The sequence below is a fragment of the Burkholderia sp. AU30198 genome (assembly GCF_020419825.1).
Taxonomy (GTDB): domain Bacteria; phylum Pseudomonadota; class Gammaproteobacteria; order Burkholderiales; family Burkholderiaceae; genus Burkholderia.
Window position 1 is genome coordinate 1183770 of record NZ_JAIZSA010000001.1, and the last position, 13879, is coordinate 1197648.

At 67.3% G+C, this 13879-nt stretch carries 12 protein-coding genes; 6 read left to right on the forward strand and 6 right to left on the reverse strand.

The features are described 5' to 3' along the window. The first annotated feature begins 135 nt into the window (after positions 1-135). The 3 genes from LGN19_RS05150 (at position 136) to LGN19_RS05160 (ending at position 2387) form a co-directional block, all read left to right on the forward strand. Positions 136-1080: a LysR family transcriptional regulator gene (locus tag LGN19_RS05150; RefSeq protein WP_226213462.1), complete on the forward strand. Its 945-nt coding sequence runs from the start codon at positions 136-138 to the stop codon at positions 1078-1080. A 34-nt stretch (positions 1081-1114) separates the two neighbouring features. Continuing rightward, positions 1115-1474 carry a hypothetical protein gene (locus LGN19_RS05155; RefSeq protein WP_175219855.1) on the forward strand — a complete coding sequence of 120 codons (360 nt, stop codon included), beginning with the start codon at positions 1115-1117 and terminating at the stop codon, positions 1472-1474. A 148-nt stretch (positions 1475-1622) separates the two neighbouring features. Continuing rightward, the gene (locus tag LGN19_RS05160; protein ID WP_226213463.1) at positions 1623-2387 is read left to right on the forward strand and encodes an SDR family oxidoreductase; all 765 of its coding nucleotides are present in this window, start codon (positions 1623-1625) and stop codon (positions 2385-2387) included. Positions 2388-2497: 110 nt separating this feature from the next. Here the strand turns inward: LGN19_RS05160 and LGN19_RS05165 are convergent, their stop codons facing one another. Next, positions 2498-2833: an H-NS family nucleoid-associated regulatory protein gene (locus tag LGN19_RS05165; RefSeq protein ID WP_226213464.1), complete on the reverse strand. Its 336-nt coding sequence runs from the start codon at positions 2831-2833 to the stop codon at positions 2498-2500. A 338-nt stretch (positions 2834-3171) separates the two neighbouring features. Here LGN19_RS05165 and LGN19_RS05170 point away from each other — a divergent pair, with 338 nt between their 5' ends. After that, complete coding sequence (locus LGN19_RS05170; protein ID WP_226213465.1) at positions 3172-3798, forward strand: TetR/AcrR family transcriptional regulator; 627 nt, start codon at positions 3172-3174, stop codon at positions 3796-3798. Between the two features lie 185 nt (positions 3799-3983). On the opposite strand, the gene LGN19_RS05175 is transcribed toward LGN19_RS05170, so the two are convergent. Next, positions 3984-4856 carry an NmrA family NAD(P)-binding protein gene (locus LGN19_RS05175; protein WP_226213466.1) on the reverse strand — a complete coding sequence of 291 codons (873 nt, stop codon included), beginning with the start codon at positions 4854-4856 and terminating at the stop codon, positions 3984-3986. Between the two features lie 86 nt (positions 4857-4942). Here LGN19_RS05175 and LGN19_RS05180 point away from each other — a divergent pair, with 86 nt between their 5' ends. Next, positions 4943-5872: a LysR family transcriptional regulator gene (locus LGN19_RS05180; RefSeq protein ID WP_226213467.1), complete on the forward strand. Its 930-nt coding sequence runs from the start codon at positions 4943-4945 to the stop codon at positions 5870-5872. A gap of 16 nt (positions 5873-5888) precedes the next feature. On the opposite strand, the gene LGN19_RS05185 is transcribed toward LGN19_RS05180, so the two are convergent. Beyond that, positions 5889-6782: a LysR family transcriptional regulator gene (locus tag LGN19_RS05185; protein ID WP_226213468.1), complete on the reverse strand. Its 894-nt coding sequence runs from the start codon at positions 6780-6782 to the stop codon at positions 5889-5891. A 158-nt stretch (positions 6783-6940) separates the two neighbouring features. Here LGN19_RS05185 and LGN19_RS05190 point away from each other — a divergent pair, with 158 nt between their 5' ends. After that, the gene (locus LGN19_RS05190) at positions 6941-7933 is read left to right on the forward strand and encodes an alpha/beta hydrolase (RefSeq protein WP_319000622.1); all 993 of its coding nucleotides are present in this window, start codon (positions 6941-6943) and stop codon (positions 7931-7933) included. A gap of 182 nt (positions 7934-8115) precedes the next feature. Here the strand turns inward: LGN19_RS05190 and LGN19_RS05195 are convergent, their stop codons facing one another. The 3 genes from LGN19_RS05195 to LGN19_RS05205 form a co-directional block, all read right to left on the reverse strand. Continuing rightward, positions 8116-10785, reverse strand: a complete 2670-nt coding sequence (locus LGN19_RS05195; protein ID WP_226213470.1) for a LuxR C-terminal-related transcriptional regulator — start codon at positions 10783-10785, stop codon at positions 8116-8118. A gap of 242 nt (positions 10786-11027) precedes the next feature. Continuing rightward, positions 11028-13025 (reverse strand): acetoacetate--CoA ligase, encoded by a 1998-nt coding sequence (locus LGN19_RS05200; RefSeq protein ID WP_226213471.1) that lies wholly within the window; start codon positions 13023-13025, stop codon positions 11028-11030. Then, positions 13019-13873, reverse strand: a complete 855-nt coding sequence (locus tag LGN19_RS05205) for a hypothetical protein (protein ID WP_226213472.1) — start codon at positions 13871-13873, stop codon at positions 13019-13021. The genes LGN19_RS05200 and LGN19_RS05205 overlap by 7 nt, the downstream gene beginning before the upstream one ends. Between the last annotated feature and the right edge of the window lie 6 nt (positions 13874-13879).

Here is a 13879-nt window from a genome sequence, read left to right on the forward strand (position 1 = left end):
TCTGCGGCTCGCGCAGCGGTCATGTCGATTGCATGTGCCGTATCGGTATTTTCAGGAGGCGACCTTCATCCCGCAATAAAATGAAGGGAATCTGCTTCATCACTGAAAGCAATGAACTACGCAAGGCGAAACCCCATGGAACTGAGCGATATCGACCTCAATCTGCTGCTGCTTTTCCAGCGGCTGATGCAGGAGCGGCGCGTGTCGAGCGTCGCCGAGCAGATGAACATGAGCCAGCCGGGCGTGAGCAACGCGCTCGCGAAACTGCGCCGCCGGCTCGGCGATCCGCTGTTCGTGCGCGGGCCGGGCGGCGTGGTGCCGACGCCGTTCGCACTCCGTCTCGCGGAACCCGTGTCGCAAGCGCTTGCGACGCTGCATGCCGCGCTCAATCCCGAGACCGGGTTCGATCCGTTGCGCGCCACGCGCACGCTGACGATCGGCATGACCGATATCGGCGAAGTCGTGTTCCTGCCGGCATTGCTCGAACACCTGTCGCAAGCGGCGCCGGGCATCGCACTCAATACCGTGCGCGACACGAGCGTCAACCTCGGCGACGAAATGGCCGACGGTCGCGTCGATCTCGCGATCGGCCTGCTGCCGCAGCTCAAGGGCGGCTTCTATCAGCGCCGCCTATTCGATCAGCGCTATGTGTGCCTGTTCCGACGCGGGCATCCGCTCGAGGAAGCGCCGCTGACGGTCGACGCGTGGCGCAATGCCGAGCATCTGGTCGTGGTGTCGGCCGGCACCGGTCACGGGCAGGTGGACGAATGGCTGAAGCGCCGCCGCGTGACGCGCCAGGTGCGGCTCACGGTGCCGCATTTCATGAGCGTGGGCTACATCCTGCAGCGCACCGACCTGATCGCGACGGTGCCCGAGCATCTCGCGCAGCAGCTCGCCGCGCCGTTTTCGCTGGGCTGGCGCGCGTTGCCCGTCACGGTGCCGGGCGCGCCGATTCACATGCTCTGGCATACGCGGGTCAATCAGGACGAGGGAAACCGGTGGCTGCGCGACGTGGTCGTCGATCTGTTTGCGGAGACCGGCACGCGAGCAAGGAAGGCCGCGCCCGGCAGGAAGAAATAATCACGGTTATCGCCTGCCACGGAGACACCAGGCCATGAATCCCCGACGCGTGCATTCGCTCTATCTCAGACATTGCCCCGAAGTCCAGTTGGTCAAATGCGAGTGGATCCATCTGCTGACGACCGGCAGCGTCGATCGCGACCTCCTTCGCAAGATGCTGTCGACGATCGGCGCCGTGGAAGTCCTGATCCACGTCCGCCGCAAAATCGGTGACTTCCTGCCGATCGAACCCGCGATCACCTTTATCGGCGAGCACATCGGCAAGGGCCAGATGCTCGTTTCCGATCGCGCATTCACGCACTTCGTCATCGTCGCGCACAACGGGGTGGCGGCTACCTGGCCGCAGTGCCTGACGCGAAGCCGGATCGAACTGCTGCCGGACGCAGCGGAATAGTCGGCCGACCGTCGGGCGGCATCGCGATATCGCGCTTTCCGATATCGATTGAATCCGTGCGCCGCCCATTTCGACTACATTGCCGAAGTGGCACTATCGTCGTTCATCCGCAGCCTCACCCGTCACTCAACCAGCAGGAAATCAAGCCATGTCTGTCTCGAAGTCGCAGAAATTCGCAGCCGTCACGGGCGCCGGCTCCGGCATCGGTCGTGCAGCGGCCATCGCGCTCGCCCAGGCGGGATTCACCGTCGCGCTGCTCGGACGCAAGGAGGAATCGTTGCGCGAAACGCAGGACGCGATCCAGGCCGCCGGCGGCGACGCGCACGTGTTTCCTGCCGACGTCACCGACGAAGCGTCGGTCGACCATGCGTTTGCGCAGATCGCGCAGCAGTTCGGCCGGCTGGACGTGCTGTTCAACAATGCCGGCCGCAACGCGCCGCCGGTTTCCCTCGACGAATACGATTTCGATGTATGGAACAGCGTCGTCGCGACGAACCTGACCGGCGTCTTTCTGTGCGCGCGGGCCGCGTGGCGCCTGATGAAAGCGCAAACGCCGCAGGGCGGCCGGATCATCAACAACGGTTCGATCTCCGCGCACGCGCCACGCCCCGATACCATCGCGTACACGGCCACCAAGCATGCGGTAACCGGGATCACCAAATCGCTGGCGCTCGACGGCCGCCGGTACTACATCGCGTGTGGCCAGATCGACATCGGCAACGCGGCGACGTCGCTTACGGACCGGATGACGCAGGGCGTCCCGCAGGCCGACGGCAGCCTCGCGCCAGAGGCGCGCATGGACGTCACGCATGTCGCGAACGCGATCGTCCAGATGGCGAACCTGCCACTGGACACGAACATCCTGAACATGACGATCATGGCGACGGCCATGCCGTTCGTGGGACGCGGATGAACGCATGCGCACATGGCGCCGCTGCCTGAAGGCGCCACGCTGCCCGCGGTGCTGACGCCGCCGGGCCGAACGCCGGCGAAGCCGCCGTCGCCGCAGCCCGGTGCCGTCCGTCAGCTGGACCGGGTTTTCTTGCCGGTGGACGGCGGCTTGACGATGACGAACTGACGGCGATCCTTGCCCCGGATCCACAGCGGCGCGTTGCCGCGCCCGCTCCACTCCTTCCCGCTCGCCGGATCGCGATAGCGCGCCGGCAGCACTTTCACGATGTACGCCCCCCGGCTGCCGTTGCGGCCGACCAGGTCGCGATGCTTGATCGCGTAGGTATCCATCAGCGAGTGAACCTCCGCGATCGCATCGACGCGTTCGCGCGCGCGTGCGCGCTCGATTTCCTCGTCCAGTTCGGCCAGCTCGACTACGAGCTGTGCATAGGTCTTGCTCGCGCTCATCTTCCGCTTCCTGCCCCGCATCCGCATGCTAACCAGCATGATTCGCATGACTAACTGACTGTTTCACGTCGCCCCGTGACGACGGCATTCACTCGATCGGCAAGCGACTCGCATCGGTGCATCGAAGCACGCGACACGAAGGCAACGACACGCCGCCATACACCGGCACACACCGGCACACGGTGCGCGCCTCCGCGTCGACACGATCGCCCGCCCGAAACGATCCCCGCTCGTGCATCCGGCGACACAATCGCGCCCCGCATTTCACATATCAAGTGATATTTGAAATGCGATCGTAATGGTATCCATCTTAAATATCAACTGATATCCTGCCTGCCATGAACATGGCCACCCTTCCCCCGCGGCTGAGTCGCGAAGAAAGCCGCTTGCAGACCCGCACCCATTTGCTCGCCGCGGCGAAGCGGCTGTTCGTCGACCGCGGGTTCGGCGCGACGTCGCTCAGGGATATCGCGGCCGAGGCCGGCTATACGCAGGGTGCGTTCTATTCGAACTTCGCGAGCAAGGAGGCGCTGTTCGTCGAACTGATGCGGGAGCGCTCGAAGGCGCAAGTGGGCCAGATCGCCCAGGCGCTGGGCGACCCCTCCGCGTCCGGGGAAGACATATTGAATGCGCTGGATGTCTGGTCGCGGACCGTCGATGCCGAGCCCGAGTGGTCGGTGCTGGGCGTCGAGTTCAAGCTTCAGGGGCGACGCAACCCCGCTTTTGCCCTCGCGTCCCAGGCGTTGCTGGACGCTCATCGCGATGGCCTCGCCTATTGCATCGAACAGGTTTTCGCGCGGCTGAAGAAAGTGCCGCCCGAACCGCCGACCGTCCTCGCCATTGCGTTCATGGGGCTCTCGCAGGGCCTGTCGTTGCAGCAGTCGATCCTGTCCGAGGTGCCGATCGGGCACATGATCATGGTGTTCCTGCGCAGCCTGCTGGCCACGGCCGCGCCGGTGCGCTGACCGCAAAGGTCACGCGGGCGACCCGGCAACGACCGGCTCCGCGACGGAGCCGGCTCGCGCGTGACGCCGTTCGACCCGCTGCGGCCGTTCGACATACGCGATGACGCCCGTGTCCGGGCAGTGCCGCCGCTCCGCTCACGAACACCGCACGGCCGCAACGACGCGCCGGCTGCGAACGGGCGGCGTCACGCCCGCAGGATTTCCACGGCGACCTGTTCGAACGGCACGCGCCCGTGTCGAAGCTCGACCGTGTCGTCGCTCCCGAAATCGATGTGGCCGCTGTTCAGCCCGCGATTCAGTTCGATGAATCCATCGATTGCGACGCTCGAGAACGGATTCGTCGCGAGTACCCCGGCCCACGCGGACGGCTCGAGCGCCACCGGCCGCACCGGCCGATTCAGTGCGCGCGCAAAGATCGCCGCGATGTCGCCGGGCGAATACGCCATCGGCCCTGCCAGACCGATCTTCCGGATGCCCGCCCAGTCTTCACGCAGAAGATCCGCCGCGACGCGGCCGATATCCTCGGTCGCGACCATCGGAATGGCGCGCTCGACCGGCACGAGCAGGCTCGGCAGGATACCTTGCGTGCGAACCGGATCGACGACGCGCGCCCAGTTCTCCATGAAATACGCCGCGCGCAGGAACACGACCGGAATGCCCAGTTCCGCCAGCCGTTGCTCGGCCGTGCGATTGGTCGCGATCACGCCGGTGCCGTCCGGCCGATCCGCGCCGACCGACGACAGCAGCACGAGTTTCGGCAAGCCCGCCGCGCGCACCGCGTCGGCGACGGCACGTGCCGTCACGTCCGCGTGTTCGAACAGGTTCTCCAGCGCATAGTTGGGCGGCTTGACCAGATACGCGCCGCGCGCACCGGCAAATGCACGCGTCAAGGCCGCGGAGTCGGCCAGATCCGCGACCGCCACTTCCGCGCCCTGCGCAGCCCAGCGCACCGCCTTCGCGCGATCGCGCACGACCACGCGCACCGCGACGCCCGCATCGATCAGGGCCTGGGCCGCGACGGCGCCCGTGCGCCCGGTGACACCCGTAACAACGAACATGTGTTCTCCCGTCAGACGCTCCACCCGTTGGAGCGATGGCTTCGATGATGTAGGCTGGCATCACATAACTCAAATGCATACCAATCATGTCCAGCATGCACGAAGTGGATTTGCGCGCCGTCGATCTCAACCTGCTCAAGCTGCTCGACGCGTTGCTCAAGGAGCGCAGCGTCACGCGGGCCGGCGCGCGGCTCGGCCTGACGCAGCCGGCGGCAAGCCGCGCGCTGGGCCGCCTGCGCACGCTGCTCGACGATCGCGTCGTCGTGCGCACGCCGAAGGGGCTGGAGTTCACGCCACGCGCGGCGTCGCTCGCCGTGCGCGTGTCGCGCGTGCTGTCGGAAGCGGCCAGCATCGTCGCGCCGGCCGTATTCGATCCGGCCACCGCGCGCGGGCAGTTTTCGATCGCGAGCCTCGATCACATGGCGCTGACGCTGATGCCTGACGTGAATGCGCGGCTGGAACAGCGCGCGCCCGGCATGAATCTCGACGTGCCGCCGTCACGCGGCAACAACGTCGAACTCGTGGTGGACGGCACGGCCGGTATCGCGCTCGGCGCGTTCGACGACGACACCCTGCCCGCCGGCATCTATCGTCGCAAGCTCTACGACGACAGCCTGGTCTGCATCGTGCGCAACGGGCATCCGGCGCTGTCCGCGCGGCTGACGCCGAAGCGTTTCGCGGCACTGTCGCACGTGCTGGTGACGATCGGCGGCCGCGGTGGCGAGCGGGTCGACGCAGCCCTCGCGCAGCACGGGCTGCAGCGGCGAATCGCGATGCGGCTGCCGCATTTTCTGGTGGCGCCGATGGTCGTCGCGAAGAGCGACATGACGCTGGTGCTGCCGCGCCGTCTCGCATGGCACGTCGCGCAGTCGATGCCGGTCACGCCGGTGCCGCTGCCGGTCGAGGTGCCGCCGTTCGCGTTGACGATGATCTGGCACGAGCGTACGCACGACGATCCGGCGCACGGGTGGCTGCGCCGGCAGATTGCCGAGATCGCGCAGGACATGGCGCCGTAGCGCGCGACCGCGAACGCTACCCCCGGTAGCGCAGCGCGTCGACCACCAGCGAAAACGCGGGGGACGCATGACGGCGGCTCGGGTAGTAGAGGTAGTACGGCTCGTAGGTCTTGCGCCAGCCCGACAGCACTTCGACCAGTTGCCCCGAGGCAAGCTGATCGGCGACGTACGCATGCGGCAGGTACGCCAGCCCGAGCCCGCTCAGCGCCGCATCGCGCGCCGACCCGATGCTGTTGCCGACCAGTTGACCATCGACCTTCACGCGCTGCTCCTTGCCCGCTTTCGCGAACACCCACGGGAAATATTCGCCGTGCGTCGGCAGGCGCAGGTTGATGCAGAGATGCTCGGTCAGGTCGCGCGGGTGTTTCGGCGCCGGCCGGCGAACGAAATACGCCGGCGCCCCGACGACCGACATCGGATGCGGCGCGCTGATCTGCACGGCGATCATGTCTTTGGCCACGAGCCCGCCGCGCCGCACGCCCGCGTCGTAGCGGCCGCTGACGATGTCGGTCAGCCCGTAATCGATATTGAGTTCGACGCGTATGTCCGGGTACGCCGGCAGAAGCCGCGTCACGGCCGGCTGCAGGACATGCTGCACCGCATATTCGTCGGCATTGAGGCGGATCGTCCCGGCGGGTTTGTCGCGCAGGTGGGTAATTTCGTCGAGGCCCGCGTCGATCTCGCCCATGGCCGGGCCGATCAGTTCCAGCAACCGGCTGCCCGCGGCGGTCAACGAAACGCTGCGCGTGGTGCGCGCGAACAGCTGCAGGCCCAGCCGCGTCTCGAGCGCGCGGATGACCTGGCTGAGCGCCGACTGCGAGATGCCCAGGCGCGCGGCCGCGCGCGTGAAGCTGCCTTCTTCGGCGACCAGCAGGAAGGCCGTCAGGTCCTTGAGGTTGTTGCCGTTCATTCAGAAGCTCCGCTTATTACTGCATCAAAATTTTTCTGGATTATCACCGAGCCTGTCAAGGTCTAAAGTCCTCCTTGCCGCGAGCACCGACGGTACGCCCTCCCCGACGGCATGCCGGCGTCCGGCTCGCTCACCGGGAGACCGTTCCCGATCCACTCATCGCGCGCAGGGCCCGACCGTCGACACGGCCGGCCACGCGCACACGACAGGACCTCACCATGAAAACCGTGACCTTCAAGAACCGCATGTGGGACGTGGCCGCCGATCTGCGCTTTCCCAAGGACTTCGATGAAACGAAGACCTACCCGGCCATCGTCTGCGCGCACCCGATCAGCAGCTGCAAGGAGCAGACGTCGGGCCGCATCTACGGCGAACAGCTCGCCGAGCAGGGGTTCATCACGCTGGCCTTCGACGCATCGACCCAGGGTGCGAGCGGCGGTGAGCCGCGCTTCAGCGAAGATCCGGCGCTGCGCGTGGAAGACTTCCGCTGCGCGGTGGACTACCTGGTCACGCTCCCGTTCGTGGACGAGCAGCGGATCGGCGTGCTGGGCATTTGCGGTGGCGGCGGTTATGCGGTCAATGCCGCGATGACCGAGCGCCGGTTCAAGGCGGTGGCAACGGTGGTCGGCGCCAACTATGGCCGCCTCATGCGCGAAGGCGACATGACGCCCGACTCGGCGCTGAAGACGCTGGACGCGATCGCCAGCCAGCGCACCGCGGAAGCACGCGGCGCGGAACCGCTGCTGACGACCTATATCCCGAACTCCCGTCAGGAATGCGAACAAGCGGGCCTGACCAATGTGGACATCGTCGAGGCGGTCGACTACTACAAGACGCCGCGCGGCCAGCAGCCCGGTTCGCCGAACCAGCTGCGTTTCGCGAGCCTCGCGCCGGCGGTCGGCTGGGATGCGTTCTTCCTCGCCGAGCACCTGCTGACGCAGCCGTTGCACATCGTCATCGGCGGCGGCGAGCCGGGCGCGTTCGGTTCGTACCGCGACGGCTTCGACCTGTACAGCCGCGCGCGGTCGAGCGAGAAGACGCTGCAGATCGTGCCCGGCGCCACCCACTATGACCTGTACGACCAGCCTGCGCCGACCGGCCAGGCGCTGGAGCAGCTGGTGCCGTTTTTCCGGAAGCACCTGGGGGCGTAACGCGACGGCGTCTGCCCGCTGCGAGCCGGGCCGCCTGGCGGGGGAACGTGCCGACGGCCGGCCTTGCCTGGACGTGGCCCGGCGGTCGGCTGCCGCCGCACCCTCCCGTGCCGCGCCTGCCTGGGCCGGCGTACCGAAGAGGACGGCAACGCAACCCGCGTTGCCGTCCTCTCCGCATTGCTTCACCGCAAGTCGAGTTGCGCCTTGAGAATCGCCTGCGCGCGATTCTTCACGTCCAGCTTCAGGTACACGTTCTTCAGATGAAACTTCACGGTGTTTTCGGACAGGAACAGTTTCTCCGAAATCTCCCGATTCGATGCCCCGCTGCACAGCAGCCGCAGAATTTCCTGTTCGCGCTGCGACAGTGCGCCGTACCACGCCGCCGTATGGAAACGTGGTTCGGAGGCCTGCACCGTATGCGGCATCTCCGCGTCGAGCGACTGGTCGAGTAACGCGACCAGTTCGGCGCCTTCGTCGAGCAGCGCCCGCCGGCAGCCGCCGGCGTTCGCCGTTTCGCGTACACCCTGCAGCGTTCGCAGCGCGAGCCGCGTGTGCCCCTGCCGATGCTGCACCAGCGCCTGCAGCACGTGCAGCTTGACCGACAGCAGCGGCCGCGCCGGCGTGATCGCCAATGCGGCTTTCAGCAGCTCGCCGGCCCGGTCGAGTTGCTGCCGGAACAGCGCGAGCCGGATCCGGCCGAGCAGCCGCCCGCTCAACATCTCGGTGATGGGAATCCAGACGGGATCCGATGGCGACGCGTCGTCCGTCACGTGCTGCAGCAGCGCATCGACACGCGCCGCATCGCCGCTGCGCCCGGCAAAGTAAAGCCGCTCCCACGCGATCATCTGGCGCACGCCGGACCACTGGCTCTGAAAGCTCAGGCGCTCCAGCGTGTCTAGCGTGTCGCGCGCCTGAATCATCCGGCCGCGTGCCGCGTGGATGCGCGCGATCGACACCATCGACAGCGCGATGAATTCCGGCACCGCCGCCAGCGCGATCTCGTCCTCGAACTGGGTCGCCAGCCTTTCGCCAATGTCGAGCGCATCGGCTTCATAGCACGCCCAGATCCGCGAGGCCGCCAGCGCCACGGCCGCCATGCCGCGATTCACGTAGGGCCACGGCCGTGTGCCCGACGTCGCGCGCGGCGCTTCGGTCGCGAGCCGCGGTTGCCCGCTGGTGACCTGCAGGATGCAGCGCAGCGCGAGCGTGTATCCCTGGCTGAACGCGGCCTGCGCGTGATCGTTGTGGCTGTTCGCCAGCACGAGCATGTGGTGGATGTCTTCCTCGTTCCACGTCGCCATCGCGCTGAACGTCAGCAGGTTCGCCGCGGCGCCCAGTTCGAACGCCTCGAAGATGTCGCGCGCCGGCTGATGCAGCACGGGGATGTTCGCGAGACGCGCGGCGCCGCGCAGATCGTTGTTGAACATCGTCGCCATCGCCAGCACGACATCCGGATTGTGCGCGGTGCCGTCATGTTCGCCCGCACGCGTCTGGTCCAGGTATGACAGCAACGGATGCGTCGGGCTCCCGCGGCGCAGGAACACGAGCGCCCACGCCACCTTGATCGCGAGACTGCGGTTGCCGAGCACTTCGTTCAACGGAAGCCGGTCGAACCAGTACACCACCGTGGCCAGTTCCGCGCCCGCGATCAGCCGCGAGGCCCATTCGTCGAGCGTGCGCACCGCAAGCGCGTACTCGCGCGCCTCGACCGCGTGATACATCGCCTCCTCGGGCACGCCGTGGCGCACGTACCAGTGCGCCGCGCGCCGGTGCACGTCGAGCACGCCATCGGGATCGTCCTGGCCGAGACGATCGGACAGGAAGCGCGCAAACAGGCTGTGATACCTGTACCAGCCCGGATTGCCGTCGAGCGCCTCCAGAAACAGGCCGTCCTGCTCCAGTCGCTGCAGCATGGCGTCTGCGTGATGCGTGCCGGTCGCCTCCGCGCACAGCGATCCGTTCAGGCGCCGCAGCAACGATGTCTTCAGCAGGAACACCTGCACGTCCGGCGGCTGCAGCGACAGCGTGTTTTCCGACAGGTAGCGCACCAGCTCCAGCGGCCCGCAATCTCGCATCTCGTCGACCGTATGCCAGGGATTGCCGCGCGCAAGCGCAAGCTTGAACAGCTGCAACCCCGCCGGCCAGCCCTCGGTGCGCGCCTGCACGAACGACGCGATCTCCGCGTCGAGCACCCCGTCGTCCCGGGCGGTCATGAACTCGACCGATTCCTCGGGCGAGAAGCGCAGGTCCTCCATCCGCAGCACCAGCGCCTCCTCGGCGACGAGCAGCGTGCTCACGCCGATGTCCGGCAAATTGCGCGACCCGATATAGATCCGGCAGCGGCCTGGCAGCGCGCGCAACAGGTCGCGCAAGAAACGCAGGATCGCAGGATCGCGGATCCACTGGAGATCGTCGATGCACAAGCCGATCGGGCCGGGAATCTGCCCGAATCGATCGAGCACCCAGTCGATCATGTTGTCGGTCGTCGCCGGCGACTGCTCGGGCGCCGGGCCGCCCGCGTCCGCCACCATCTGCGTGACCAGCGCGATGAAGTACGTTTCGAAGCGACGCGGATCGTTGTCGTTCTCGTCGAGCGTCAGCCATCCAACCGTCCAGCGCTTCGCGGTGCCGATCTCCATGATCTGCCGAAGCAGCGTGGATTTGCCGCTGCCGAGCGGCGCGTGCAGGATCACGACGTGCGGCACGCCGAGCCGCGTCACGCGTTCGAGCAACGCGTGACGCACGATCGCGCCGCGCCGCGCGGCCGGCGGGGAAAACTTGTGCTCGCGCAGATCCACGCCGTCATGACGCACGCTGCGCGGGATCGCATTTCGGGAAACGGTCACGATCATCCGGGTGAGGGGTCGGGTCGCTCATCCTGCCGCATTCGCGCGGCAGCTTCAAGCCGTGGCATCGCCTTCCGGCATCGCACGCGCGTCGGGCAGCGGCGGCGTCCACCCGCCCACCCGGGAAAACGCGGAGAACGCTGCAAACGGATTGCAGCAATAAGGCCGCAGGCACGCCGCCGATTCGTGCGCTGCGGGGTCGTCATCGCCTGGCGCGGCGGCTGCGTCCGGGAACGGGGCAGTCGCGATCATCGCGGCACCTCGGCGGCAAACGCGACGTAGGCATCCAGCGCGGCCGGATTGGCCATCGCGTCGCGGCTCGCCGCCTGCTCGACCGGACGCCCCATCAGGATCTTGCGCACCGGCACCTCCATTTTCTTGCCCGTCAGCGTGTACGGTATCTGGTCCATCGCGACCATCGTGTCCGGCACGTGGCGCGGGCTGCACAGCGTGCGCAACCGTTCGGCGATGCGCGCGCGCAGCGCGTCATCGAGCGTCTCGCCATCGCGCAGCCGCACGAACAGCGGCATGAAGAAACCGCCGCCCGGCAACTCGCAGCACACGACCAGGCTGTCGGCCACCTCGTCGATCTCCTCGACGACGCGATAGATCTCCGCCGAGCCGATTCGCACGCCGTATCGATTCAGCGTCGAATCCGCACGGCCGTAGATGTAGCAGCCGCCGTCGCGTGTCAGCCGCATGAAGTCACCGTGCCGCCATACGCCGGGGAAATAGTCGAAGTACGACTCGCGATAGCGCGCGCCGCCGTCGTCGTTCCAGAAGAAGATCGGCATCGACGGGGCCGGCTGGGTCACGACGAGTTCGCCCACTTCGTCGACGACCGGCTGCCCGTCGTCGTTCCACACGTCGACCGCCATGCCGAGCATGCGCGCCTGGATCTCGCCCGCGTGGACGGGCAGCGACGGCACCGCACCCACCAGCCCGCTGCACAGCTCGGTGCCGCCCGATTGCGACGTGACCCACAGGTCCGGTTTCACGTTGCGGTAGAACCACGCGAACGTCTCGGGCGTGCTCGGCGCACCGGACATCAGCACGCTCCTGAGTGCCGACAGGTCGAACTGCCGCCCCGGCTCGATGCCCGCCTTTTCCATCATCTGCACGAAGGTCGGACTGCCGCCGAAGCAGGTGGCGCCCGCATCGGCCGCGAGCCGCCACAGACACTCGGGGCCGCCGTGCATCGGGCTGCCGTCGTAGAGCACGGCGGAGGCGCCGGTCAGCAGCGCGGCGACCAGCAGATTCCACATCATCCAGCCGGTCGTGCTGTAGAAGAACATCACGTCGCCCGGGTGCAGGTCCATATGCAGATGCATCAGCTTCAGGTGCTCGGCAAGGATGCCTGCATGACCATGCACGATTGCCTTAGGCAAGCCCGTGGTGCCCGACGAGAACACGATCCACAACGGATGATCGGCGCCGACCCGCTCGAAGCGGAACGTATCGGCCGGCACGTCGGGGCCGGCGAGCAACGCGTCCCATGCGTGCACCGCGCACGGCAGCGACGCCGCGTCGGCCGGCATCGCGTCCGCCACGTGCGGCAGCCAGACGAGCGTCTGCAGCGACGGCAGCGCCTGCGCGATCTCGGCGACCTCGCGCCGGCGGTCGAATACCTTGCCGCCGAAGCGGTAGCCATCGGCGGCGATCAGCACCTTCGGCGCGATCTGCTGGAAGCGGTCGACGACGGTGCGCACGCCGAAGTCGATCGCGGCCGACGACCATATCGCGCCGATGGCGGTCGTCGCGAGCATCGCGACCGCGCACTCGGGTACGTTCGGCAGATACGCGACGACGCGATCGCCCGGCACCACGCCGAGTTCGCGCAGGCGCGTCGCGAAGCGCCGCACCTGGCTCGCGAGATCGGCAAGCGACATCGTTTGCAACGGTCGCGTTTCGGACGCGTAATGGAAGGCCGGCGCCGCCCCCGCATGCGCGGCGTTCTGCAGCACATGCTCCGCGTAGTTCACGCGCGCATCCGGAAACCAGCGCGTATGCGGCATCGGTGCGCCATCCGTCACGCGTCGCGCCGAGCCGTCGTACCGCACGCCGTACCATTGCCAGATCGACGCCCAGAACGCGTCAGGCTCACGTACCGACCAGCGCCATAGCGCGTCGTAGTCCGCACAGACCAGATCGCGATCGGTCGCGAGCCAGTCGAGATAGCGCGCAAGATGGGAGCCGCGCACGAATGCCTCGCTGGGTGTCCACAGCAGTTCGCCTTCGTTCACCATGTCAATCGCCTTTCATGTAAGAGCGCGAGCCGTTCGAGAACGGTCTCCGGATGCGCCGCGGCGGGAATGTCGGCCACGTCGAACGCCTTGGGGTCCGGCGCCGGCAGGCCGCCATCCTGCCAGAACGCGTCCGGCACGACGATACCGGCCGCGCCGTGCCCGCATCGCGTCGGCGCGATCGTGAAATCCGGGCCCTGGCCGTCGGCAAGCGAAACGGCCGCCGGCCATTGCATTCCCCAGTCCCAGCCGTAATGCGTCGCGACGTTCGCGACGGGTTGATAGAGTTCGAGCCACAGCGCAGTTTCGTCTGCGTCCCAGGTGCGCGACTCGCGCAGCAGCACCGCGTCGACGCCCGCCGTCGCGAATACCCTCAGAAAATCCGCAATGCTCGACGCCGCGGCATCGGCGGCGTCCTCGTCGACCTCGCCGCCCGGCGAACCGCCTGCCGACGCAAGCGCCAGCGCCGCCCAGTCGCGTGGAGACGGTAGCACGAGTGCAAAGATCGCATCGGGCAACGCCGCGCGCAACGCGCCCGCCAGCGCGGCCGCATGCTCGCGCAGCGGCGTGCTCGCGATACATGCCTTCAGCGGCAGATGCGCGCGCTTCGTGTTCGCGGCCATCGCCCCCTTCAATGCCGTGTCGCGCGTCAACCATGCGGCGGCAAGGTCCGCCAGCGGCAGCGTGAGCACGTCCGATCCGAGCAACCCGTGCGCCTGGCGTGCCCACGCGACGCACGCGGCACTGTCGAGCCACGGCGCGCTGCCGCCCGCGAGCAACGGCACGCTGTAGCGAGCGTGATTCAGCCAGAGCGGCCGGCGTACCCGAGCGGTATCGATGAGTCGAGACATGATGCG

Excerpts from the sequence above, each read along its gene's own strand:
- LGN19_RS05150 (WP_226213462.1), top strand. The coding sequence starts at position 136 with ATGGAACTGAGCGATATCGACCTCAATCTGCTGCTGCTTTTCCAGCGG.
- LGN19_RS05155 (WP_175219855.1), top strand. The coding sequence starts at position 1,115 with ATGAATCCCCGACGCGTGCATTCGCTCTATCTCAGACATTGCCCCGAA.
- LGN19_RS05160 (WP_226213463.1), top strand. The coding sequence starts at position 1,623 with ATGTCTGTCTCGAAGTCGCAGAAATTCGCAGCCGTCACGGGCGCCGGC.
- LGN19_RS05165 (WP_226213464.1), bottom strand. The coding sequence starts at position 2,833 with ATGAGCGCGAGCAAGACCTATGCACAGCTCGTAGTCGAGCTGGCCGAA.
- LGN19_RS05170 (WP_226213465.1), top strand. The coding sequence starts at position 3,172 with ATGAACATGGCCACCCTTCCCCCGCGGCTGAGTCGCGAAGAAAGCCGC.
- LGN19_RS05175 (WP_226213466.1), bottom strand. The coding sequence starts at position 4,856 with ATGTTCGTTGTTACGGGTGTCACCGGGCGCACGGGCGCCGTCGCGGCC.
- LGN19_RS05180 (WP_226213467.1), top strand. The coding sequence starts at position 4,943 with ATGTCCAGCATGCACGAAGTGGATTTGCGCGCCGTCGATCTCAACCTG.
- LGN19_RS05185 (WP_226213468.1), bottom strand. The coding sequence starts at position 6,782 with ATGAACGGCAACAACCTCAAGGACCTGACGGCCTTCCTGCTGGTCGCC.
- LGN19_RS05195 (WP_226213470.1), bottom strand. The coding sequence starts at position 10,785 with ATGATCGTGACCGTTTCCCGAAATGCGATCCCGCGCAGCGTGCGTCAT.
- LGN19_RS05200 (WP_226213471.1), bottom strand. The coding sequence starts at position 13,025 with ATGGTGAACGAAGGCGAACTGCTGTGGACACCCAGCGAGGCATTCGTG.
- LGN19_RS05205 (WP_226213472.1), bottom strand. The coding sequence starts at position 13,873 with ATGTCTCGACTCATCGATACCGCTCGGGTACGCCGGCCGCTCTGGCTG.